Raw genomic sequence first — 21,618 nt, forward strand, 5'->3', positions numbered from 1 at the left:
AGGAGGACTAGACCACCGCGCAGCATCCGGCGTGACTCACCACGCGGTCAAGCGCCATGGTGGTGATTTTTGTTCGATGGGCGGCAAACGTTATCTGTTTTCGCGGAGCAGCCGCCGGGCGACGTCGACCGTGGCGGCCCCCGCGACGGCCATGGCTTCGGTGTCGCGCAGCGAGCGGCAGAGGACGAAGGCGCCTTCGAGGTTGTTGACGGCGGTGATGGTCAGTGTCCGGGCAGCGTCCCGGCTGAGCCCGAACCGCGCGAACTTCTCGGTCCCGGCGTCGATCCAGGCGGTGAAGACGTCGGCGGTGGCCTTCCGGAGCGGCTCGTTGGTGGAGGCGACCTCCAGGGCGACGGTCGCGATCGGGCAGCCCTCGACGTAATCGGTGGCTTCGAGGGTCGCGATGCCGGCGGCGAAGAAGGCTTCGATGCCGCTGACCAGGTTTTCGGCCGGCGCGATGAAGAGGTCGAACAGCTGGATGTAGGCGAGCCCCGAGGTGCGGACGACCTCTTCGCCGAGCTGCTCCTTGCCGCCGGGGAAGAAGTGGTAGAGCGACCCGAAGGGCGCGTTGGCCTCGGCGACGATCTGCTTCAGCCCGGTGCCGGCGTAGCCGTTGCGCCGGAACAGCTCGGCACCCGCGGCCATGATCCGCTCCTTGGTCCCCGTCACGCCCCCATAATAGAGCGTTCTATCAACGAGCTTTCACGTGAAAGCTGGGACCGGGCACTTTCACGTGAAAGTGCCCCTCGCTGGAAGGTCCCAGCGCCCCAATGTGGCCTTCGGTGCGTTGAACGCACCGAAGGCCACCTTGGGTGCGTTGAACGCAACCAAGGCCACCTTGGGGCGCTGGCTAGTGGAGGTCCCAGGCGGGGCCGGGGTCTTCGGCGTCGTCGCGCAGCACGGTGCCCTCGATCAGCCCGTACGGGCGGTCCGCCGCGTAGAACACCTCGTTGGCGTTCTTCAGCCCGAACGGGCTCAAGTCCACCGGGAAGTGGTGCTTGTTCGGCAGTGACAGCCGCACCTCGGCCACCTCCGGCCGTGCCTCGAGCGCCGCCGCGCCCATCGCGTACAGCGTCTGCTGCAGCGAAAGGCTGTGCTTCGTCGCGAACGTCTCCAGCAGCACCCGCCGGATCTCGCGGTGGCTCGATGCCCAGTCGATGTCCTCGCCCTGGTAGCGCCACCGGGCCGTGACGGCGGTCGCCAGGATCCGGTCGCCGGTCTCGGCCAGGGTCGTGTACTGGTCGCGGGGGAAGCCGTGGAACTCCGAGCCCGTCGACTTCAGCACCGTCAGGCCGTCGATGCCGGACACGACCCACGCGCGGCCGTCCTGGACGGTCACCGCCGTCGTGCGCCGCTCGTCGCCGGACCGGCTGAACGCGTGGTCGTGCGGCTCGCCGCCGACGACGATCCGGTCCCAGCCGTGCTCGTCGATCTTGATGCGCGCGCCCGTGATGTTCTCCTGCGTGCCGGTGAAGTGCCGGGCCAGGCGGAGACCGAAGTCCTCGATCTCGCCGACCGGCGCCTCCTTCGCGAACGCGTACACGGTGTTCTTCTGCGTGTCGGTCGCCAGCACCCCGGCGTTGTCGCCGGTCAGGTGCGTCGCGGCCAGCTCCCCGCGCAGCGACGTCGACACCGTCAGGTCCTTCAGGTGGTGCACCGGGCCGTCGCGGCGCACCGTGACCAGCCGGACCTCCGCCTTGCCGTACTGGTTGGGGCCCAGGGTGATGGCCACGGTCAGCTCCCTCGGTAGGTCGAATAGGCGAACGGGCTGAGCAGGAGCGGCACGTGGTGGTGCGTGCTTCCCCCGGTGATCCGGAAGGTCAGCGCCACCTCGGGGAAGAACGCGTCCGGGCCCAGGTACGCGCCGGTGTCGAAGACCAGCCGGTAGTTTCCCGGCTCCACGGTCTCCGGGCCGAGGTCGCGGATGCGGCCGTCGTCGTCGGTGCGGCCCTCGGCGATCGGCTCGCCTTCGGCGGTCTCGAAGCGGACGGCGATCCCGGCGGCGGGCCGCCCCTTGGCCGTGTCGAGGACGTGGGTGGTCACGAGGCTCACGCGGTCACCGCTTTCGCGAGCCGGAGTTCGGCGATCTTCAGCAGCTCACGCCCGGCGACGGCGAGCTCGGTCGCGGGGTCGTTGTTCAGCCGTTCGCGAAGGATCTTCAGCAGTTCGTCGCCGCTGCGGCCGCTCGCGCAGACCAGGTAGACGTGCCCGAACTTGGCTTCGTACTCGGCGTTCGCCGCGGCGAACGCATCGGGATTGTCCACACCGGACTGTTCGGAGCGCGCCCAGCCTGCCGCGGGCTTTTCCCCGATCCGCGGGTGCGCGGTCATCGCCTGCCGGATCTCGTCGCCGCCCAGCGGCAGGTCGGCCGCGGCTTTCAGTGCGTCGAGATCGGCGTACGGCCGCCCGGCGAGCACGGTGTCGACCCAGCGCGGGACGGCCAGGCACGCCGTCAGCAGCGACCGGACGTCGGTGGTGTTGAACTCGGTGAGCAGCACGTGCTGACCGTACGTCGGTGCCGGAACTCCGTCAACATTTTGTTGAAAGTGCTGGTCAGTCGGTGTCCCGGTTGAGGTAGTTGTAGACGGTGAACCGGGTGACCCCCAGTGCGTCGGCCACCGACGAGACGGATTTCCGCAGCCCGAAGGCGCCGCGTTCGCGCAGCAGCCGCACCGCGCGCTGTTTGCCGGCGCGGTCGAGTTCGCCCAGCTTGGCGCCCAGTTCGCGCTCGACGTCGGCGATGAGCCGGGCCAGTGCGTCGTTCAGTTCGACGACCGGCGTGCTCCCCGGGTCGTCGGCCCGGCGCACCTGCAGCGTGACTCGCGTGGCGCCGCCCTCCAGGGCCGCCTTCGCGATGGCCGGGAGAGCTTCGAGCAGTTCCTTCGCTTCGCCGCGGGCCAGGGTGCCGAGCGGGCCGAAATCGGTGTCCAGCCCGGCTTCCGCGGCGGCGTCGCGGGCGGCGACGGCGTGTTCGGGTGGCGAACCCTCGCCGTGGAACGGTTCGCTGGTGAACTCCGCCTCAAGCCGCACGAGGATGACCGTAACGTGCCGCGTCCGTCGTTGACGAGCGACGCGGGCCGTGGTTACTGTCGTTGTGCGAAACCGCCTTTCCGTTCTGTGGAAATCGGCGGTGGTCATCCTCCCGCAGAAGGGCTTTCGGATGGATCTTGTGGTGCGTGCCGCCCGGGCCGTGACGCCCGACGGCGAGGGCCCGGCGACCGTCGGCGTCGAGGGCGGCCGGATCGTCGCGGTCGAACCCGGTCGCGCGGCGCTGGCCGGCGACCGCGTGCTCGACCTCGGCGACGACGTCGTGCTGCTGCCCGGGCTGGTCGACACGCACGTCCACGTCAACGACCCCGGCCGCGCCGAGTGGGAGGGTTTCGAGACGGCGACCCGCGCGGCCGCGGCGGGCGGGGTGACCACGATCGTGGACATGCCGTTGAACAGCCTGCCGCCGACCGTCGACGTCGCGGCCCTGGCGGTCAAGCGCGCGGCGGCGGCCGGCCGCGTGCACGTCGACGTCGGTTTCTGGGGCGGTGCCATCCCGGGCAACGTCGGCGATTTGCGTGGCTTGCACGATTCCGGGGTGTTCGGCTTCAAGTGCTTCCTGCTGCACTCCGGCGTCGACGAGTTCCCGCCGCTCGACCCGGCCGGGCTCGACGAAGCGTTGCGGGAGCTGAGTTCCTTCGACGCGCTCATGATCGTCCACGCCGAGGACGCCCACGAGATCGACGCGGCCCCCGAGCCGCACGGAGGTCGCTATGTCGACTTTCTGCACTCGCGGCCGCGGCAGGCGGAGAACCTCGCGATTTCGCACGTCATCGAGGCGGCCCGGCGCCACTCGGCGCGGGCCCACATCCTGCACCTGTCCTCTTCGGACGCGCTGCCGCTGATCGCCGCGGCGCGCCACGACGGCGTGGCCCTGTCGGCGGAGACCTGCCCGCACTACCTCAGCTTCGTCGCCGAGGAGATCCGCGACGGCGCGACGCAGTTCAAGTGCTGCCCGCCGATCCGGGAAGCGGCCAACCGCGAGCTGCTCTGGCAGGGCCTGGCCGACGGCGTGATCGACACGATCGTCAGCGACCACTCGCCGTGCACGCCGGAGCTGAAACGCTTCGACAGCGGCGATTTCGGTGCGGCCTGGGGCGGGATCTCCAGCCTGCAGCTGGGGCTGCCGGCGATCTGGACGCAGGCGCGGCAGCGCGGGTTCACGCTCACCGACGTCGCCGGATGGATGGCCGAGCGCCCGGCCGCGCAGGCCGGGATGCGCCGCAAGGGCCGGCTGGCGGTGGGGCACGACGCCGACTTCTGCGTGTTCGCGCCGGACGAGGCCTTCGTGGTGGACGTCGCGAAACTGAAGCACCGCAACCCGGTCAGCGCCTACGACCGGCGTCCGCTCGCCGGCGTCGTGCGCTCGACCTGGCTGCGGGGCACCGAAATCACCGGTGACGAGCCGCGCGGCGCGCTGCTGACCCGGGGGAACTGCTGACATGGAGGCGCTGGTGTCCGACCGTCCTGAGTGGACAGAACTGCCCGACCTGGCCTCCCGCCGCTTCGGCGGGACGGTGATGTGGGCGACCGACGAGCTGTTCGCCGAGAAGGAGAACCTGGTCAACCCGTGGGTGCCGGCGCATCGCGCGGAGACGTTCGGGCCGAAGGGCCAGGTCTACGACGGCTGGGAGACCCGCCGCCACCGCGAGCCGGGCGACGACCAGGCCATCGTGCGGCTCGGCCTGGCGGGCACGATCACCGGCGTCATCGTCGACACGGCGTTCTTCAAGGGCAACTACCCGCCGTTCGTCTCGGTCGAGGCGACGTCGCTGCCGGGCTACCCGTCGGCGGCGGAGGTGGCTTCGGCCGAGTGGGACGTCCTGGTCGATCGGGCCCCCGCTTCGGGCCACACGGAGAACTTCTACGCGGTCAACGGTTCGCGGCGGTACACGCACGTCCGGCTGACGCAGCACCCGGACGGCGGCGTGGCGCGGCTGCGCGTGCACGGCGCCCCGATCCCGGACCCGGCACTGCTCGACCTCGACGCGCTCGACCTGGCGGCGCTGGAGAACGGCGCGATCGTCACCGGCTGCAGCAACCGGTTCTATTCGTCGCCGAACAACATCCTCTCGCCGGGGCTGGCGGCCCACCAGGCGGAGGGCTGGGAGACGGCCCGCCGCCGCGACCCCGGCAACGACTGGGTGACGCTGCGGCTGGCCGGCGCCGGGATCGTCCGGTTCGCGGAACTGGACACGAGCAACCTGAAGGGCAACGCACCGGGCTGGGCGTCGGTCAGCGGCCGCGAGACGTACGGCGAGTGGGTGGAGCTGCTGCCGAAGACGCGGCTGCAGCCGGACACCCGCCACCGGTTCGCGCTGCCGGACGGCCCCGAGGTCACGGAGGCTCGCCTCGACATCTACCCGGACGGCGGCCTGGCCCGGCTCCGCCTGTTCGGGCGGCTCACGGAGGCGGGCCGGACGAACCTGAAGGCCCGCTTCGCGAAGACGCGCTAGTTCGCGCCGGGCCGGTTGAGGTAGGCCGAGGCGAGCGACAGGACGCAGGCGCAGCCGACGAGGGCGCTCACCCACCACGGCAGGCCGGCGACGACGCTCCAGACGAAACCCGCCGCCGCGAGGACGGCGACGAGGACGTTCCGGAGCTGCAGCGGGGTCGGCTTGGCCATGCCGCCAGCCTCTCACGGCCCGCTGCGGATCCCGCGCCCTCCCCGGGGGTCGCCACCTCGAAGGCTTCCGCAGCGCGTCCGGTCCCTCGCCGAAGGGCTACCCTAGGGGGCCGACTGCCGTCGCGAGCTGATCACGCCGGTGTTGAAGCCGGCCAGGTGCAGGCCGCCGGCGAAGCGCGCGTGCTCGATCTTCACGCACCGGTTCATCACGACGTCCAGCCCGGCTTCGCGCGCCCGGCCGGCCACCGGCTCGTGCCACAACCCGAGTTGCAGCCACAGCGTCCGCGCGCCGGCGTCGATGGCCTCCTCGGCGACCTGCGGCAGGTCGTCGTGCTTGCGGAACACGCTGACCAGGTCCGGTTCGCCCGGGACGTCCTCGAGGGAGGCGTACACCGGCTTCCCGAACAGCGTGTCCAGGCGCGGGTTGACGAAGCTGACCTCGTAGCGCGTCGACGACAGCAGGTAGGTCGCGACGAAGTAGCTGGGCCGCGCCGGGTTGGCCGACGCGCCGACCAGCGTCACCGACTTCGTCCGGCCCAGGATCGCGCGCCGTTCGACAGCTCCGGCGTCGTGCGTCATCCGGCCACCGCCTTGCCGAGCGCCTGGTCGAGGTCCCAGAGGATGTCGTCGACGTCCTCCAGGCCGACGGACAGCCGGACCAGGTCGGGCCCGACACCCGCGGCCGCGAGCTGCTCCTCCGACAGCTGGGCGTGCGTGGTCGACGCCGGGTGGATGACGAGCGTCCGCGCGTCCCCGACGTTCGCCAGGTGCGACAGCAGCTCCACCGACTCGACGAACTTCTCGCCGGCCGCGCGGCCGCCGTCGAGGCCGAAGGAGAACACCGCGCCCGGCCCCGCGGGCAGGTACTTCTTCGCCAGGTCGTGCTGCGGGTGCGACGGCAGCCCGGCGTAGGACACCCAGGCCACGCGCGGGTCGGCTTCGAGGTGCTCGGCGACCGCGCGGGCGTTCGCGACGTGCGCGTCCATCCGCTGCGGCAGCGTCTCGACCCCTTGCAGCAACAGGAAAGCCGAATGCGGCGACAGGACCGCGCCGATGTCCCGCAGCTGCTCGGCGCGCAGCCGGGTGCAGAACGCGTACTCGCCGAAGTTCTCCCAGTACCGCAGGCCGCCGTAGCTGTCGACGGTCTCGGTCATCCGCGGGAACTTGCCGTTGCCCCAGTCGAACTTCCCGGACTCGACGACGATCCCGCCGAGCGTCGTGCCGTGGCCGCCGAGGAACTTCGTCGCCGAGTGCAGCACGATGTCGGCGCCGTGCTCGATCGGGCGGCACAGGTAGGGCGTGGCCAGCGTCGCGTCGACGACCAGCGGGACGTCGTGGGCGTGCGCGAGGTCCGCCAGCGCGGCGAGGTCGGCGATGCCGCCGCCGGGGTTGCCGATCACCTCGGTGTAGAGCAGCCGCGTCCGGTCGGTGATGGCGGCGGCGTAGGCGTCGATGCCGCCGCTGACGAAGGTCGTCTCGACGCCGAAGCGCCGGAGCGTGCCGGTGAGCTGGGTGACGGTGCCGCCGTAGAGGCCGCTCGCGGAGACGATGTGGTCCCCGGCCTCGGTGAGCGCGCTGAAGGTGAGGAACTCGGCGGCCTGCCCGCTGGCGGCGGCGACCCCGCCGATGGCCCCTTCGAGGCTGGCGATCCGCTCTTCGAAGGCGGCCACGGTCGGATTCCCGATCCGGCTGTAGATGTTCCCGTACTTCTGCAGCGCGAAGAGGTTCGCGGCATCGGCGGCGTCTTCGAAGACGAAGCTCGTGGTCTGGTAGATCGGCACGGCCCGGGCGCCGGTCGCGGGATCGGGCGTGCCACCCGCGTGCAGGGCGCGGGTGCGGAAGCCCCAGCTGCGTTCACTCATCGTGGTTCACGGTAACCGCATCATCCCCCGGATGACACGCCCTCTCAGGGCGTGGGCGCGGCTACGCTCCACCCCGTGACGGTGCGCTGGAGCGTGACGATCGACTGCGCGGAACCCCGCGCACTGGCGAGGTTCTGGGCGGTGGCCCTCGGCTACATCGAACGCCCGCCGCCGGCGGGGTTCGGCAGCTGGGAGGCGTGGTTCACCCAGCACGGCGTGCCCGAGGCCGAGTGGGACGACGGCGCGTACCTGACCGATCCCGAAGGTGTCCTGCCGAGCCTGAGCTTCCTCAAGGTCCCCGAAGGGAAGGTCGCGAAGAACCGCGTCCACCTGGACGTCCAGGCCGGCGGCGGGCGCGAGGTGCCGTGGGAGACGCGCTGGGAGCGGGTCGTCGAGGCGATCGCCCGGCTGACCGCCGCGGGCGCGACCGTCCTGCGGGAAGGCCGGCTCGACGGCCGCCCCGATCACTTCGTGATGGCGGATCCGGAGGGCAACGAGTTCTGCGTGCTGTGAAATTCCCCGATCCGAGCCTCGCCACCCGAAGGAGCCGCCCATGGCCTTCACCGCCGAAGAGATCGATTACCTGCGTTCCCAGCCGCTCGCCCGCGTGGCCACGCTGGGGCCGGGCGCCCAGCCGGACCTCGTCCCGCTCGCCTTCGAATACGACGGCGAGCACTTCTGGGTCGGTGGCGTCGGCGCGGCGGTTGCACAGACGCGCAAGTTCCGCAACCTCGCCGCCGGCCGCCGGAAGGTGGCGTTGCTGGTCGACGATCTGGTCTCGCTGCAGCCGTTCACCGCGCGGGCGATCCGGGTCTACGGCGTCGCGGACGAACCGGTGGAGCGCACCGGCCTGGTCGGGCCGGGGTGGTACGCGCGGATCACGCCCAGGATCTCCTGGAGCTGGAACATGGCCGCGGAGCCCGTGGGCGAGACCTGGTACGAGCCGAGGCGAGCGGTCCACCGCTAGCGGATCAGGCCCCGGGCCGGCGCGGGCTGCCGCTCCGCCACGGCAGCACCCGGCCGAACCGGATCAGCTCGCCGTAGGTCGCCGGGTCGACGTCGGCGAACACCAGGTCCAGCACCGCCCGCGCCGCCTCGTCCGGGGTCTGGGCCTGGCTGAAGCCGCTGAACCACGGCCGGGACGCGCGGGTGTCCACCAGGCCCGGGCAGACCGCCGCGACCAGGGTGCCGTCCGCGAGGTCGGCGTCCCGGCGCTCGGCCGCCACCGCGCGGACCGCCGCGACCTGGGCGACCTTCGACGGCACGTTGATCCAGTCCGGCCAGCCCGCGGCCCGCGCCGTGCCGTCGTGGATCGCCGCGCGCCAGTCCTCGACCGCCTTCTCGACGTCGTCCAGCGAGACGCCGTCGAAGCGCGGCCGCAGCGGCTCGGGCAGGTGACCGAGGGTGCCCAGGGAGCTGGCGACGACGAGCAGCCGTCCGCCCGGCCGCAGGACCGGCCCGAACGACCGCAGCACCGCGTGGGTGCCGCCGTTCGCGACGTCGAGGAAGACGTCGGCCTGCTCGGCCTGCGGACGGCCGGGGTCGAGCGGGCCGATGGCGTTGGAGAGCACGATGTCGGCGGGTGTCCCGGCGAAGCGGCTGACGGCGCCCGCGTCGGAGACGTCGAGGACGCGGCCCTCGACCCGGCTGCGCGTCGCCGGATCGGCGGTGACGCGGGCGGCGGCCGCCGCCACCCGTCCCGCGTCGCGGCCGGTGAGCAGCACGAGGTCTTCGGGAGCGAGCCGGGCGGCCAGGCCGCGGACGAGGGCGAAGCCGAGGCCCTGGTTGGCCCCGGTCACGACGGCGATGCGGGTCATGCCTGCACGCTACGTCCGGCGCGGACATGCGAAAAGCGAGAATCCGGCAACCCCGGTATGCGTGAACGTCATGGACTTCGGTCCGCGGTGTCGCGGCAGATCGCCGCACTCGAACGGGTGGCCCGGACAGCCGTGCTGGAGCGGCTTCCCGGCGGGTCCGCCTCACCCGCCGCCGGGACCATCGTGCTGCGCCGCGCCGCCGCACGACCGGGATCCCGCCCGTTCTCTAACCCAGGGCGGCGCGAAGGCGTGCTTCGCGCTCTTCAGGCGTCTGACGCGGGCAGCTCGCGCACTTGGGGTTGCCGGCTTCGTAGATCAGGCAGCACGAAGCACGCCGTACCGCGAAGGTGCGGCCGACGCGTACGAAACGCGGCTTCGGCAGGTCCAGGTCGATCGCGGCGACCAGCGGTCCGGCCAGGGCCATCGCGCGCTCCGGGTCGGGGGTCCACAGCAGCCGGTTGCCGATGGAGTCGGTGGCGATCGCTCCGAGCGCCCGCTCCCGCGCCCCGCTGACGGCGGCGATGGTGGCGATCGCGGTGCCGAGGGCGGCGGTGAGGGCGGTGCCCAGCTCGGGGAGGCCGCCGGGGAGCGGGCGGCTGGATCGGGCGCCGAGGAACCGCCCGTCGGCCACGAGGTCGAGCTCCACGGCGTCCAGCGACGGATCGACCGGCGTCCCGGCCACCAGGCCGTCCACCGCCGGGGCCACCAGCACCGACGACAGCGAGTACCACCAGATCGTCCCGAGCACCTCGGGCCGCGCGCAGCCGTACAGCTTCGCCGCGCCGCCGATGCGGGCCCGGACCCACTCCGCGTCCGCGAGCCGGGTCGCGGACGCGGTCCAGTCGGGCTTCACCCCTTCACCCTTCCAGACTCCTTCACCCTTCCGAACCGGAGCGCCGCCGGTACGTGGAGACGGTGAACGACACCGTGACGACCTGGGGCTCGTGCAGGGCGTCGAGACGCTCCCGGCGGCCGTCGCGGTCGAGGTGGAACGCGGCGGGACCCATCTCGACCACCTGGCGCACCTGCCGCGGCGTCAGCTCGGTCTCGCACCGGATCTCCGTGCGGTCCGTGCGCGTGAAGTACCCGCCGAGGGTGGCGTCCAGCCGCTCGTCCTTGCGCTCGTCGACGGCCAGGACCAGCTCGCCCAGCTCGCGGAGGTGGTCCGGGGCCGGCGCCGCGACGACCAGCAGGCCGCCGGGCCGCAGCACGCGGTGGAACTCGGGCCCGTTGCGCGGCGCGAAGACGTTCAGCACGACCGACGCCACGCCGTCGCCCACCGGCCACGGCTCCCACAGGTTCCACACCGCCGCGCCCAGCCGTGGGTGGGCCCGCGCCGCGCGCCGCAGCGCCACCGCCGAGACGTCGAGCGCGAGGCCGAACGCGTCCGACGCCTCCAGCACGCGCGCGAGGTAGTACCCGGTGCCCGCGCCCGCGTCGACGACGAGCTCCTCGGCCTCCGCGCAGACGCGGGCGAGCTCGTCGGCAAGGGGCTCGTAGGCGCCCGACGCGAGGAAGTCCGCGCGTGCCGCGACCATCGGTGCGGTGTCCGCCGTCCCGGCCGGGATTCGCGCGTGCAACAGGTTCACGTAACCCTGGCGGGCTAGATCGAAAGAGTGGTTGTTCCGGCAACGCAGCGTGCGACCCGCTGCTCCGATCGGGTTGCCGCACACCGAACATCGCAGCGCCGCGACGACCCGGGGTGGCAGTGGGTCATTCTCGTCGTCGGCCGGTGTCATGGGGATATTCGACCACGACGTTTCGCAACCGGACACCCGAGGAGGGGTACTGGGAAACCTGGCCGTAACAACCGGGCGCGGACAGTTCACGCGGGCGAAACCTCACGAGCCGCCCCGTGAAACACCGCGCGCCAAAACTGCCATCGCACCAACCCAGGGCACGGGAGGACGATGTGCTGAACGCAGGAGACACCGCATGGGTATTGGCCAGCGCCGCGCTGGTCATGCTCATGACCCCAGGACTGGCGTTCTTCTATGGCGGCATGGTCCGCGCGAAGAGCGTCCTGAACATGCTGATGATGAACTTCATCGCGCTGGCCGTCGTGGGGGTGCTGTGGGCCCTCTACGGGTTCACGATGTCCTTCGGCGACGATGCGTTCGGCGGATTGCTGGGTAACTTCCACTTCGCCGGCCTCGAAAACACCGTCGGGAAGCTCGCCGGCTTCGCGGTCGCCGCGACCGACACCACGCCGGCGGTCGCCTGGCCCGGCCCGGACGGCCTGCCCGTCCTCGCGTTCGTGATGTTCCAGCTGATGTTCGCGATCATCACGCCCGCGCTGATCTCCGGCGCCATCGCCGACCGCGCGAAGTTCTGGGGCTGGACGCTGTTCGTCGTCATCTGGGTGACGGTCGTGTACTTCCCGGTCGCGCACTGGGTGTTCTCCTTCAACGGCTTCATCGGCGAGAACTCCGTCGGCGGCTGGATCGCCAACAACCTCAAGGCGCTCGACTTCGCCGGTGGCACCGCGGTCCACATCAACGCCGGTGCCGCGGGTCTCGCCCTCGCCATCGTGCTCGGCAAGCGCAAGGGCTGGCCGAAGGACACCGGCCGGCCGCACAACGTGCCGTTCGTGCTGCTCGGCGCTTCGCTGCTGTGGTTCGGCTGGTACGGCTTCAACGCCGGTTCGGCGCTGGCCGCCAACGACCTCGCCGCGGTCGCGTTCACCAACACCACCGTCGCCACCGCCGCGGCCGTCCTCGGCTGGCTGATCGTCGAGCAGCTCAAGTTCGGCAAGCCGACCACCCTCGGCGCGGCCTCCGGTGCGGTCGCCGGCCTGGTCGCCATCACCCCGGCGTGTGGTTTCGTGAGCCCGCTCGGGGCCATCGCGATCGGCCTCATCGCCGGTGCCGTCTGCGCGCTGGCCATCTCGCTCAAGTTCAAGTTCGGCTTCGACGACTCGCTCGACGTCGTGGGCGTCCACCTGGTCGGCGGCATCGTCGGCACCCTGCTGATCGGCTTCTTCGGTACCACCAGCGTCAACGCGCTCGGTGCGGACGGCCTGTTCTACGGCGGTGGGCTCACCCAGCTGGGCCGTCAGGCCGCGGCCGCCGGCGCGGTGCTCGTGTACTCGTTCGTGCTTTCCTTCATCATCGGTTTCGTGATCAAGAAGGCCGGTGGCTTCCGCGTCAGCGCCGAGGACGAGATCAGCGGCATCGACGAGGCACAGCACGCGGAGAGCGCGTATGACTTCACCGGGTCCAGTGGCGGCATCGGCCAGCCGACGACGATCCCGGTCAAGTCCGCCACCGGCAACGCGAAACTCGAGGGGAGCAAGGCATGAAGCTCATCACGGCGATTGTCAAGCCGTTCACGCTGGACGACGTCCGCTCCGCGCTGGAGCAGCTGGGCGTGCTGGGCATGACGGTCAGCGAGGTCCAGGGCTACGGCCGGCAGAAGGGCCACACCGAGGTCTACCGCGGTGCGGAGTACTCGGTGGACTTCGTGGCCAAGCTGAAGATCGAGGTCGTCACCGACGACACCAACGTGGAGAAGGTCCTCGAGGCCATCACCACGGCCGCGCACACCGGCAAGATCGGCGACGGCAAGCTGTGGGTGACGCCCGTGGAGACCGTCATCCGGGTACGGACCGGCGAGCGCGGCACGGACGCTCTATAGGCGTCTGGGATGGCCGACGGGGGCGAACTGGTCAAGGCCACCGAGCGATTGCTCGAGGGCAGGCACGGGAGGCTGGGGGCGTCCGCACTGCGGGCGGCCCTGGTCGACCTCTACGAGTTCTGGCTGGGCAGGGGAGCCTCGGCGGCCGGCGTCGACACCGCGGAACCGGGTGTCGCGCTGGTCGCCGTGGGCGGGCTCGGCCGACGGGAACTGGTGCCGTTCTCCGATCTCGACCTGCTGCTGGTGCACAACGGCAACAGCGGCGTCGGCGAGATCGCGGACGCGCTCTGGTACCCCTTGTGGGACGCGAAAATCGGGCTCGACCATTCGGTTCGCACGCCCGGCGAGGCGCTGAAGGTCGCTTCGGAGGACCTTCGGGTGGCCATGGGCCTGCTCGACGCCCGGCACCTCGCCGGGGACGCCGAGCTGGCCGGCCGCCTGGTTTCCGCGGCGCGCGACCAGTGGCGCCGCACCGCGCGCAAGCAGATCCCCGACGTGATGGCGTCGGTCCGGCAGCGCTGGGCCCGCAGCGGCGAAATCGCGCAGTCCGCCGAACCGGACCTCAAGCACGGCCGGGGCGGGCTGCGGGACTTCGCCGTCCTGGAAGCCCTCGCCGCGGCGCAGCTCACCGCGCGTCCGGGTGAGGAACTCCTGGAAGCGAAGGGACTCCTGCTCGACGTCCGCACCGAGCTGCGGCGCGAAATCCGGCGTGAACGGGACGTCCTGTCCGCGCCGGAAGCCGAACTGGTCGCCGCCGAGCTCGGCTTCGGCGACCGGTTCACGCTGGCGCGCAAGCTGTCCGGAGCGGGCCGCACGATCGCCTACGCGCTCGACGTCGCGCTCCGGTCCACTGTGGAGCCGCCGAAGACGCGCTTCGGACGGCGCCCGGCCCGGACCCCGCTGGCCGAGAACGTGGTGCTGCACGGCAACGAGGTCGCGCTGGCCCGCGACGCCGTCCCGGCGAAGGACCCGGCGCTGCTGCTGCGGGTCGCCGCGGCGTCGGCGCGCACGGGCAAGCCGATCGCGCTCGGCACGCTCAAGGCACTGGCCGAGTCGGCGCCGGAGCTGCGGGCGCCGTGGCCGGCCGAGGCGCTGAACGCGCTGGTCGAGCTGCTGGGTGCGGGCGAGGGCCTGGTCGACGCGGTCGAGTCGCTCGACCGGACGGGCCTGTGGTCCCGGCTGTTCCCGGAGTGGGGCGCGGTCCGCGACCTGCCGCCGCGCTCGCCGGTGCACCAGTGGACGGTCGACCGGCACCTGGTGCGCACCTGCGTCGAGGCCGCGAAACTGACCACCACGGTGTCGCGCCCGGACCTGCTGCTGATCGGCGCGCTGCTGCACGACATCGGCAAGGGCCGCGACGCCGACCACTCGGAGCTGGGCGCCAAGATCTCCCTGCAGGTCGCGACCCGGCTGGGCCTCAGCCCGGCCGACGCGGCGACGGTGTCGGCGATGGTCCGCCACCACCTCCTGCTGCCGCACACGGCGACGCGGCGCGACATCAGCGAACCGGCCACGGTGAGCCGGGTGGTGAAGACCCTGGACAGCGGCATCGTCCTGGTCGAGCTGCTGCACGCACTGACCCAGGCCGACTCGCTGGCCACCGGTCCGGGCGTCTGGACGGACTGGAAGGCCCGCCTGCTCGCGGAGCTGGTGTCGGGCTGCGAAGAAGTGTTGCGCGGCAAGGGCTTCACGGCCCCGGAGCCGATGAACGACGAACAGCGCGAGCTCGTCGCGGCGGCCGCGGCGTCGGGCACGGGCGAGATCCGGATCAGCTCGCACGGCAAGGTCGTCACGGTCCTGCTGGCGGTCCCGGCCCGCGCGGAGCTCCTGGCCCCGGCGGCCGGCGTCCTGGCGCTCAACTCCCTGGAAGTCCACTCGGCGGTCCTGCGGGGCCACGACGGCGGCCGGGTGGGGGTGTTCACGGCGTCCCCGAAGTTCGGGTCGCTGCCGGACGCGACGCTGCTGCGCGAGCAGTTCGCCCGCGCGGTGGCGGGCACTTTGCCGCTGACACAGCGGCTTGCGGCGAAGGAACGCGACTACGGCTCGCCGGCCGAGGCACCGGTCGCGCCGAAGGTGCTGTGGTTCGACGACGAGACGACGGGCCCGGACACGGTGGTCTTGGAGCTGCGGGCGGCCGACCGGATCGGCCTGCTGTTCCGGGTGGCCGGGGCGTTGCGCCGGTGCGACGCGGAGGTCCGCTGGGCGAAGGCGTCGACGCTGGGTGGCGCGGTGGTGGACTCGTTCGCGGTGACGCCCCGGACCGGGCGCATCGAGCCGGGGTGGCGCCGCGAAGTGGAGCAGGCCGTCCTGGCCGCGGCTTCCTAGCGTCGCGCTTCCGAGGTTCGTTGACCGCGGCCCGTGCTGCGCCCCAATGTGGCCTTCGGTGCGTTCAACGCACCGAAGGCCACATTGGGTGCGTTGAACGCAACCAAGGCCACCTTGGGGCGCATGAGACTAGGCGGGCGCGCCGACCCAGCGGCGGAGCGCGTCGTCCAGGCCCGGTCCGCCGTCCCACACGACGTACCCGTCGGGCCGGACGAGCCGAGGTGCCGCCCCCTCTCGGCCCTCGACCCGTCCGGCCCACCCGGCCGGCACGGTCGCGCCGACCAGGACCGCGCGGCCGTCCGGGCCGGACGGCACGTCGGCCGCGCGGCCGGTCGTCCCGGGGTAGCTCACCCCGATGCCCGACAGCTCCGCGGCGACCGCGCGGCGCGCCTCGGGCACGGCCAGCAGCTCCGTGACCACCGCCCGGACCGCCGCCGCGTCCGGGTCCGGAACGCCGAGCACCGCCTGGGCCCGGGTGCTGACCAGCACGCGTGCCGCGATCGGGTGGCGCTCGTCGTGGTAGCTGTCGAGCAGGCCGGCCGGTGCCGTGCCGTGGACCGTCGCGGCCAGCTTCCAGCCGAGGTTCGCCGCGTCCTGCAGGCCGAGGTTGAGCCCCTGGCCGCCGACCGGCAGGTGGATGTGTGCCGCGTCGCCGGCGAACAGCACCCGGCCGTGGCGGTAGCGCTCCAGCTGCCGGGACGCGTCGCCGAAACGCGACGCCCACAGCACGTCTCCCACGAGGATCCCGGATCCGTGCGCCGCGGTCAGCGCCCGCTGCACTTCGGCGGCGGTGACCGGGGCGTCCCGGCCGAGCCGCTGCTGCTCCTCGCCGAAGACGACCGTGCGGTAGCGGCCGCCGGACAGCGGCAGCAGGTAGCCCGACCCCGGCGACGGCAGCCGCCAATCCTCAGCGAGCCCGGCGGGCTTGGCGGACAGGGTGAGATCGGCGACGACCAGCGAGCTCCGCGCCGGGCGGCCGGGGAACGCGGCGCCCAGCAGCGTCCGGACCGTGCTGTGCCCGCCGTCGGCGGCGACCAGCCAGCCGGCCCGGTGCTCGCGGCCGCCCGCGGTGACCGTGACACCTTCGTCGTCCTGGGTCACGGCGGTGACGGCCGCGGCACGCAGCACCGGCGTGCGCAGCCGCGCCTCGATCGCCGCCGCGACGTGGGCCTGTTCCACACCGAGCTGGTACGGGAAGCGCGTCGGCAGGTCGGTGTAGTCGACGGGAAGGCCCGAGAAGTGCCCGGCGGGCAGCTTCGCCCGCACGTGCGGCTCGATCGCGGCGAGCAGGCCGCGGTCGGCCAGCACCTCGACCGACCGGGGCTGCAGGCCGAGGGCCTTCGACTGCGTGGCCGGCCGGGCGTCCCGCTCCACGACGAGGACGTCGACCCCGGCGCGCTCCAGCTCGAACGCGGTCAGCAGCCCGGTCGGGCCGGCGCCGGCGACCAGCACGTCAGGCATCGAGGTGCGCCTTGCGGAGGTACCAGACGTGCCAGGTGATCAGCAGGGCCAGCGCGCCGAACCACGCCACGTTGGTGACCAGCGCGATGAGGTCGATCGGCAGCGTGTACACGAGCGCGATGTGCACCACCGCGCTGCTCAGCAGCACCGCGCCCCACGCGGCCGTGTCGATCCGCAGGCCACGCCGGAACCGGGCGTCGGTGTCCCAGCGGCCCGCCCACGCGGCCGCGCCTTCGGCACCGCGCTTGATCTCGGCGATCGTGCGGCCGAGCGTCAGCTGTGCCGGACGGCCGACGAAGACCGTGACCAGCATCCACGCGCCGAAGAGGCCGCCCAGCGCCGCTGTCCAGCCTTCGCGGACGACCAGCGTGCGCGGGTCGTCCGACAGCAGGCCGAGCACGACCGACAGCACCAGGACGCTGAGGGTGACCAGGGCGACGAGGTCGATCTTGCGGTTGCGGGCGATCGTCCACAGCACGTACGGCGCGGCGACGAGCACGCCGGCCATCAGCGCCCACCACTGGCTCACCCCCGCGGCACGCAGGCCGTAGAACAGCGCCATCGGCACGACCACTTCGAACACGACGTTCCGCACGTTGGCGCGCACGACCCGGCGCAGGCCGGCGTCGGGTCCGGTCTTCTGCTCGATCGTCATTCGGTTCCCCCCGTGGGCTCGGGTGCGGTGGCCCGCACGTACAGATCGGCGAGCTCGCGGCCGAGGCGCGAAAGCTCGGCGGGTCCGGGCACGTTCGCCGCCGCGGTGGCGACGACGGCGTCGAGCCCGGCGGTGAAGGAGAGGGCCGCGGTGCGGGCGTCGAAGGGGCCGAAGGCCCCGGCCGCCTGCCCGGTGCGGAAGTGCTCTTCGAACAGGGCGAGCCGCCCGTTGACGGCGTCGCTCTGCGAGCCGGCGTTCTTGACGAGGTCGATCAGCGCCCGGACTTCGGTGGCGTGCTCGCCGACGAGCTCGACGTTCGCCTCGACGTAGGCGCGCAGCTGGGCAACGTGCCCGGCGGCGGCGTCGATGCGCGGCTGCATGAACGCCCCGGTGATCTTTTCGATCTCGGTGACGCACGCCTCGAGCAGGTCGTCCTTGCCCGCGAAGTGGTAGCTGATCATCCCGGTGCTCGACAGCCCGGCGTGCTTCGCGATCCGGCTGAAGGACGCCTTGAGGTAGCCGGCTTCGGCGATGACGTCGATCGCCGCCCGCACGATCTGGGCGCGCCTGCCGGACTCGGTGAACGTTTTTGCTCGCACGAGCAAAATTTAGCTCAGCCGAGCAAAACTGACAAGTTGCCTGGTCAGCATGGGGAAGCCGGACTGGGTCAGGCGATCGCGGTGCCGTCGACGACCTGGTTGCGGCCCGCGTCCTTGGCCCGGTAGAGGGCCTTGTCGGCGGCTTGGAGCAGCCGGTCGACGGCCGTGCCGCCGTCCGGGTAGGTCGCGACGCCGATGGAGGCGGACAGGCCGCCGATGGCGTGGACGCGGCTGCCGTCCTCGTACTCGACGCGCAGGGACTCGATGGCCGACCGGATGCGCTCGGCCACCGTGAGCACGGCTGCCGGCCCGATGTCCGGCAGCAGGACGACGAATTCCTCGCCGCCGAAGCGGCCGACCGAGTCGTAGTCGCGGACGGCGCTCTTGATCGTCGCCGCGACCGCGCGCAGCACGGTGTCGCCCGCGAGGTGCCCGTGCTCGTCGTTGATGAGCTTGAAGTGGTCCAGGTCGATCATGAGCACGCCGAACGTGCTGCGCGTGTTGCGCTGGGCGCGGGCCAGTTCACGCGAAGCGAGCAGGTGCCACCCGGTCGTGTTGAACAGGCCGGTCTTCTCGTCGGTCGTCGCGGCGATCTCCAGCTGCTTGATCAGCACGGCGCGGTGCAGCACCAGCAGCGGCGGCACGATCGCCACGGCGAGCGCGGGCAGCGTCGCCAGCGTCAACGCGGTGAGCAGGCCCAGGCAGAGCGTCGCGACTTCCAGGAGGTTGTCGCCGAGACCGCCGAAGAACGCCTTGACCGTGCGTCGGGTGATGGTCAGCGCCGGGACGATCGTGATCGCCGCGACCAGGAAGTACGTCACCGCGGCCAGCGTGATGGCGGTGACGCCGCGCCAACCCGCCGTCAGCGCCGCGTACATGTCCGGGACGCCGAGGCGGACCAGCACGAGCTCGGCCGAGTAGCAGGTGACGACGACCAGCGTCGCGTTCAGCGTCGTCCGGAACGGCGGGACGCGCTTCATCCGCGCGAGGCTGCGCGTCGCCAGGTGCGCGTAGAGGACGGCGATCAGCGCGGTGACGAGCGCGGGCGGCAGGAGCAGCACGCCGCCGAACGTCCACACCGACGTCAGGTTGATGTGCGGGGTGTCCGACACCAGACGGCGGACGCGTTCGATCTTCCGGCCCAGCTCGGCCTGCAGCACCCCGAGGCTCGCGAGGACGGCGAAGACGGCCAGGTCCCACCCGCGCACGGGAACGGCGAGGGCGGCCCAGCCGGTGGCGGCGAGCGCCACGGACTCGACGAGGAAGCAGTAGAAGATCAGCGACCCGCGTTGCCGCCAGAGGGCCCAGCGAGCAGGGTTGAGCGCCCCACGGATCCGTCCCGCGCGGGGTGGGGCCGGACGGGCGCCGTCCATACTCAAGGCGGTGCAACTCCCCTGGGTGATCCGACGATCCGCGTTCCACCCCACCACACCGGGCGGCCGCGATCGATGATTGCCACACGTTCGGAGCAGTGAAGGGAGGGCACCGCCATGCGCAACCGCGAGTCCTGACGCCCCGAGTCCCCGTAAGTCCGCGCGAACCGCCGGAGGGAGGCCGTCATGCGCAACCGCGAGTCCTGAACCGCTGCGACCCCGTTCACCTGCGCCCGAGAGGAGAGCTGTCATGCGTAACCGTGAGTCGTGAATTCCCGCCGGAGGAGGATCCGGCCGACCCCCATCCGCCGGCCCGGGTGGGACCGCTCAGGCGGTCGCGCCGCCGTCGACCACCAGGTCGTGCCCCACGGTGAACGCGGCTTCGTCCGAAGCCAGCCACAGCACCGCGGCGGCCACTTCGGCGGTGGCGCCCACCCGGCCCAGCGGGATCGCGTCCTTCAGCCGCGCGGCCCGGCCGGCGTCCGTCTCGCCGGGGCGCAGGGACATCTCCGTGTCGGTCGCGCCCGGGCTGACGGCGTTGATGCGGACGCCGTCGGCGATGTGGTCGCGCGCCGCCGTCCTGGTCAGCGCACTCACCGCGGCTTTCGACGCCGCGTAGGCCGCCATGTTCGGCAGCCTGCCGTGCGCGCCGATGTTCGACGCCATGTTGACGATCGCGCCGCCGCCGTGCGCCCGCATGTGCGCGACCTCGTGCTTCAGGCACAGCCACGTCCCGGTGACGTTCGTGTCCAGCACCGCGCCGAAGCCGGCCTCGTCGAGGTCCGCGGCCGCCGCCGGTGATCCGAGGATGCCCGCGTTGTTGAACGCGACGTCCAGCCCGCCGTGCCGCGCGACGACCGTCTCCACCATCCGCGCCACGTCCGCGGAGTCGGTGACGTCGACGGTCACCGCGCTCGCGCCGCCTCCGATTTCCCGCACCGCCGACTCGAGCCGCTGCCCGTCGCGCCCGGCGACGACCACCGTCGCGCCTTCGCCCGCGAATGCCCGCGCCGTCGCCCGTCCGATGCCCGAGCCGCCGCCTGTCACCAGGACGACCTTGCCCGCGAAACGTGCCCCCATCGTGGTCCTTCTTTCTGGTCCGATCATTCTTGTATAAGGAGTCGCATGGCTTGGGAGACGGCCGCGGTCACCCGGCTCGCCGCATCGGTGCCCTTGCCGAGGACCCGCAGTCCCTGGAGCATCGTGAGCAGGAAGCGCGCCAGTGTCGCCGGGTCGCTGCCGCTCGGTAGCTCGTCCAGGGCCTTCGCGCGTTCCAGTGCCATGGTGAGCGCGACCTCGAGGGTGTCCCAGCTGCGTTCCACCAGCCGGGCGACTTCGGGGTCGTGGGGGAGCAGCTCGATCGCCGCGTTGACGACGAAGCAGCCCATTCTCGTTTCGTCGCCCAGGATTTCCGCCGTGTAGCCGTCGAAGAGCCGGTGCACCGCGGCCACGCCGGAACCCGGCTCCGACAATTGGGCCATGACCCGCGCGTCCGTTCGTTCCGTGTAGCGCTTCAACGCCGTGAGGTACAGGTCGTGCTTCGTGCCGAAGGTGGCGTACAGGCTGGCCTTGGCGACGCCGAGGTGCGTGACGAGGTCGCTGACCGACGTCGCCTCGTACCCCTGGCGCCGGAACAGCGTGAGTGCGCTGTCGCAGGCTTCGCCGACGTCGAACTCCTTGACCCGGGACATGATCGAAACCCTAGCCACATCGAGAACGATCGGTCAAATATGCGGGCGGCGGTGTGTCGCGTCCGGTGACGCCGCGTGCGGTGGCACTATGTCTGCTCGGACCGGCGCGAGGGGGTGAGCGATGCAGGATCGGCTGACGCTGCCGCCGACCGTCGTCGCCACTCACCTGCGCTCCTGCGCCGAGGAACTCGCCGCGGGCCTGCGCTGCGGCGGGCCGGGAGCGACGACGGCCGAGCTCACCGACGTCGTCGCCCAGCTGGTCGCCGGCCAGGAAGCCATCTCCCACGCGCTCGCCGGGCTCGCCGCCCGCGTCGAAGGCGGTTCGGCGGCCCTCGCCGCGGCCCCGCCGCTGGACGTCGAGGTGGTCACCGAGGTGCTCCGCGCGGCCGCGATCGCCTCCCGGTGCTCGGCGGAGGCCCTCGACGAAGTCACGCCGTCGTTCGAATGTGTGAGCGAATCCGTGGCACCTGACACCCGTTTGTAGCTGTCGATCCGCCGCGGCCGCTGTCTAGCCTGAAGCTGCGG

Annotated in this window: 25 protein-coding genes; 8 read left to right on the forward strand and 17 right to left on the reverse strand. The window is 72.1% G+C overall.

The window, feature by feature from the left end; translation table 11 throughout:
• Positions 1-90: 90 nt before the first annotated feature.
• The 5 genes from ACLJQE_RS38995 to ACLJQE_RS39015 all read right to left on the reverse strand — a co-directional run bounded on the left by ACLJQE_RS38995 (position 91) and on the right by ACLJQE_RS39015 (position 3,030).
• On the reverse strand, positions 91-645 hold the full coding sequence (locus ACLJQE_RS38995) for a TetR/AcrR family transcriptional regulator (protein WP_410644815.1): 555 nt from the start codon (positions 643-645) through the stop codon (positions 91-93).
• A 205-nt stretch (positions 646-850) separates the two neighbouring features.
• Positions 851-1,732, reverse strand: coding sequence for a factor-independent urate hydroxylase (pucL, locus tag ACLJQE_RS39000; protein ID WP_410644652.1), 882 nt, complete (start codon positions 1,730-1,732; stop codon positions 851-853).
• A gap of 2 nt (positions 1,733-1,734) precedes the next feature.
• On the reverse strand, positions 1,735-2,052 hold the full coding sequence (gene uraH / locus ACLJQE_RS39005; RefSeq protein ID WP_410644653.1) for a hydroxyisourate hydrolase: 318 nt from the start codon (positions 2,050-2,052) through the stop codon (positions 1,735-1,737).
• Positions 2,049-2,498 (reverse strand): 2-oxo-4-hydroxy-4-carboxy-5-ureidoimidazoline decarboxylase, encoded by a 450-nt coding sequence (gene uraD, locus ACLJQE_RS39010; RefSeq protein WP_410644654.1) that lies wholly within the window; start codon positions 2,496-2,498, stop codon positions 2,049-2,051. The genes uraH and uraD overlap by 4 nt, the downstream gene beginning before the upstream one ends.
• A gap of 55 nt (positions 2,499-2,553) precedes the next feature.
• Positions 2,554-3,030: a helix-turn-helix domain-containing protein gene (locus tag ACLJQE_RS39015; RefSeq protein WP_410644655.1), complete on the reverse strand. Its 477-nt coding sequence runs from the start codon at positions 3,028-3,030 to the stop codon at positions 2,554-2,556.
• Between the two features lie 130 nt (positions 3,031-3,160).
• On the opposite strand from ACLJQE_RS39015, the gene allB reads away from it, so the two are divergent.
• On the forward strand, positions 3,161-4,489 hold the full coding sequence (allB, locus tag ACLJQE_RS39020; RefSeq protein WP_410644656.1) for an allantoinase AllB: 1,329 nt from the start codon (positions 3,161-3,163) through the stop codon (positions 4,487-4,489).
• 1 nt (position 4,490) lies between these two features.
• A complete protein-coding gene (gene alc, locus ACLJQE_RS39025; protein ID WP_410644657.1) occupies positions 4,491-5,504 on the forward strand; it encodes an allantoicase in 1,014 nt (337 codons plus the stop codon).
• Here the strand turns inward: alc and ACLJQE_RS39030 are convergent.
• The 3 genes from ACLJQE_RS39030 to ACLJQE_RS39040 form a co-directional block, all read right to left on the reverse strand.
• Entirely contained in the window at positions 5,501-5,674 is a 174-nt protein-coding gene (locus ACLJQE_RS39030) for a hypothetical protein (RefSeq protein WP_410644658.1), read from the reverse strand. The genes alc and ACLJQE_RS39030 overlap by 4 nt on opposite strands.
• A 102-nt stretch (positions 5,675-5,776) precedes the next feature.
• Positions 5,777-6,253 carry a CoA-binding protein gene (locus ACLJQE_RS39035; RefSeq protein WP_410644659.1) on the reverse strand — a complete coding sequence of 159 codons (477 nt, stop codon included), beginning with the start codon at positions 6,251-6,253 and terminating at the stop codon, positions 5,777-5,779.
• Positions 6,250-7,536, reverse strand: coding sequence for an O-acetylhomoserine aminocarboxypropyltransferase/cysteine synthase family protein (locus ACLJQE_RS39040; protein WP_410644660.1), 1,287 nt, complete (start codon positions 7,534-7,536; stop codon positions 6,250-6,252). Before ACLJQE_RS39040 ends, ACLJQE_RS39035 begins: the two co-directional genes overlap by 4 nt.
• A 75-nt stretch (positions 7,537-7,611) precedes the next feature.
• Here ACLJQE_RS39040 and ACLJQE_RS39045 point away from each other — a divergent pair, with 75 nt between their 5' ends.
• The gene (locus ACLJQE_RS39045) at positions 7,612-8,049 is read left to right on the forward strand and encodes a VOC family protein (RefSeq protein ID WP_410644661.1); all 438 of its coding nucleotides are present in this window, start codon (positions 7,612-7,614) and stop codon (positions 8,047-8,049) included.
• 40 nt (positions 8,050-8,089) lie between these two features.
• Positions 8,090-8,503: a PPOX class F420-dependent oxidoreductase gene (locus ACLJQE_RS39050; RefSeq protein ID WP_410644662.1), complete on the forward strand. Its 414-nt coding sequence runs from the start codon at positions 8,090-8,092 to the stop codon at positions 8,501-8,503.
• Positions 8,504-8,507: 4 nt separating this feature from the next.
• On the opposite strand, the gene ACLJQE_RS39055 is transcribed toward ACLJQE_RS39050, so the two are convergent.
• The 3 genes from ACLJQE_RS39055 to ACLJQE_RS39065 all read right to left on the reverse strand — a co-directional run bounded on the left by ACLJQE_RS39055 (position 8,508) and on the right by ACLJQE_RS39065 (position 11,092).
• A complete protein-coding gene (locus ACLJQE_RS39055) occupies positions 8,508-9,353 on the reverse strand; it encodes a carbonyl reductase (protein WP_410644663.1) in 846 nt (281 codons plus the stop codon).
• A 226-nt stretch (positions 9,354-9,579) separates the two neighbouring features.
• Positions 9,580-10,206 (reverse strand): (2Fe-2S)-binding protein, encoded by a 627-nt coding sequence (locus ACLJQE_RS39060; RefSeq protein ID WP_410644664.1) that lies wholly within the window; start codon positions 10,204-10,206, stop codon positions 9,580-9,582.
• A 22-nt stretch (positions 10,207-10,228) separates the two neighbouring features.
• Entirely contained in the window at positions 10,229-11,092 is an 864-nt protein-coding gene (locus ACLJQE_RS39065; RefSeq protein WP_410644665.1) for a putative RNA methyltransferase, read from the reverse strand.
• A gap of 173 nt (positions 11,093-11,265) precedes the next feature.
• Here ACLJQE_RS39065 and ACLJQE_RS39070 point away from each other — a divergent pair, with 173 nt between their 5' ends.
• Genes ACLJQE_RS39070 through ACLJQE_RS39080 form a run of 3 tightly spaced genes read left to right on the forward strand, consistent with a single transcriptional unit; the run spans position 11,266 to position 15,314 of the window.
• The gene (locus tag ACLJQE_RS39070; RefSeq protein ID WP_410644666.1) at positions 11,266-12,654 is read left to right on the forward strand and encodes an ammonium transporter; all 1,389 of its coding nucleotides are present in this window, start codon (positions 11,266-11,268) and stop codon (positions 12,652-12,654) included.
• On the forward strand, positions 12,651-12,989 hold the full coding sequence (locus ACLJQE_RS39075) for a P-II family nitrogen regulator (protein ID WP_086855863.1): 339 nt from the start codon (positions 12,651-12,653) through the stop codon (positions 12,987-12,989). The genes ACLJQE_RS39070 and ACLJQE_RS39075 overlap by 4 nt, the downstream gene beginning before the upstream one ends.
• Positions 12,990-12,998: 9 nt before the next feature.
• Entirely contained in the window at positions 12,999-15,314 is a 2,316-nt protein-coding gene (locus tag ACLJQE_RS39080; RefSeq protein WP_410644667.1) for a [protein-PII] uridylyltransferase, read from the forward strand.
• Between the two features lie 129 nt (positions 15,315-15,443).
• Here the strand turns inward: ACLJQE_RS39080 and ACLJQE_RS39085 are convergent, their stop codons facing one another.
• The 6 genes from ACLJQE_RS39085 to ACLJQE_RS39110 form a co-directional block, all read right to left on the reverse strand.
• Complete coding sequence (locus ACLJQE_RS39085; protein WP_410644668.1) at positions 15,444-16,775, reverse strand: FAD-dependent oxidoreductase; 1,332 nt, start codon at positions 16,773-16,775, stop codon at positions 15,444-15,446.
• Positions 16,768-17,430 carry a VC0807 family protein gene (locus ACLJQE_RS39090; RefSeq protein ID WP_410644669.1) on the reverse strand — a complete coding sequence of 221 codons (663 nt, stop codon included), beginning with the start codon at positions 17,428-17,430 and terminating at the stop codon, positions 16,768-16,770. The genes ACLJQE_RS39085 and ACLJQE_RS39090 overlap by 8 nt, the downstream gene beginning before the upstream one ends.
• Positions 17,427-18,035: a TetR/AcrR family transcriptional regulator gene (locus tag ACLJQE_RS39095; protein ID WP_410644670.1), complete on the reverse strand. Its 609-nt coding sequence runs from the start codon at positions 18,033-18,035 to the stop codon at positions 17,427-17,429. The genes ACLJQE_RS39090 and ACLJQE_RS39095 overlap by 4 nt, the downstream gene beginning before the upstream one ends.
• 62 nt (positions 18,036-18,097) lie before the next feature.
• On the reverse strand, positions 18,098-19,402 hold the full coding sequence (locus ACLJQE_RS39100) for a diguanylate cyclase (protein WP_410644817.1): 1,305 nt from the start codon (positions 19,400-19,402) through the stop codon (positions 18,098-18,100).
• Between the two features lie 327 nt (positions 19,403-19,729).
• On the reverse strand, positions 19,730-20,482 hold the full coding sequence (locus ACLJQE_RS39105; protein WP_410644671.1) for a glucose 1-dehydrogenase: 753 nt from the start codon (positions 20,480-20,482) through the stop codon (positions 19,730-19,732).
• Between the two features lie 23 nt (positions 20,483-20,505).
• A complete protein-coding gene (locus ACLJQE_RS39110) occupies positions 20,506-21,093 on the reverse strand; it encodes a TetR/AcrR family transcriptional regulator (protein ID WP_410644672.1) in 588 nt (195 codons plus the stop codon).
• 121 nt (positions 21,094-21,214) lie between these two features.
• On the opposite strand from ACLJQE_RS39110, the gene ACLJQE_RS39115 reads away from it, so the two are divergent.
• The gene (locus ACLJQE_RS39115) at positions 21,215-21,577 is read left to right on the forward strand and encodes a hypothetical protein (protein WP_103343707.1); all 363 of its coding nucleotides are present in this window, start codon (positions 21,215-21,217) and stop codon (positions 21,575-21,577) included.
• The last annotated feature ends 41 nt before the right edge of the window (positions 21,578-21,618 follow it).

It is taken from the genome of Amycolatopsis sp. lyj-346 (genome assembly GCF_046548975.1).
Lineage (GTDB): Bacteria > Actinomycetota > Actinomycetes > Mycobacteriales > Pseudonocardiaceae > Amycolatopsis.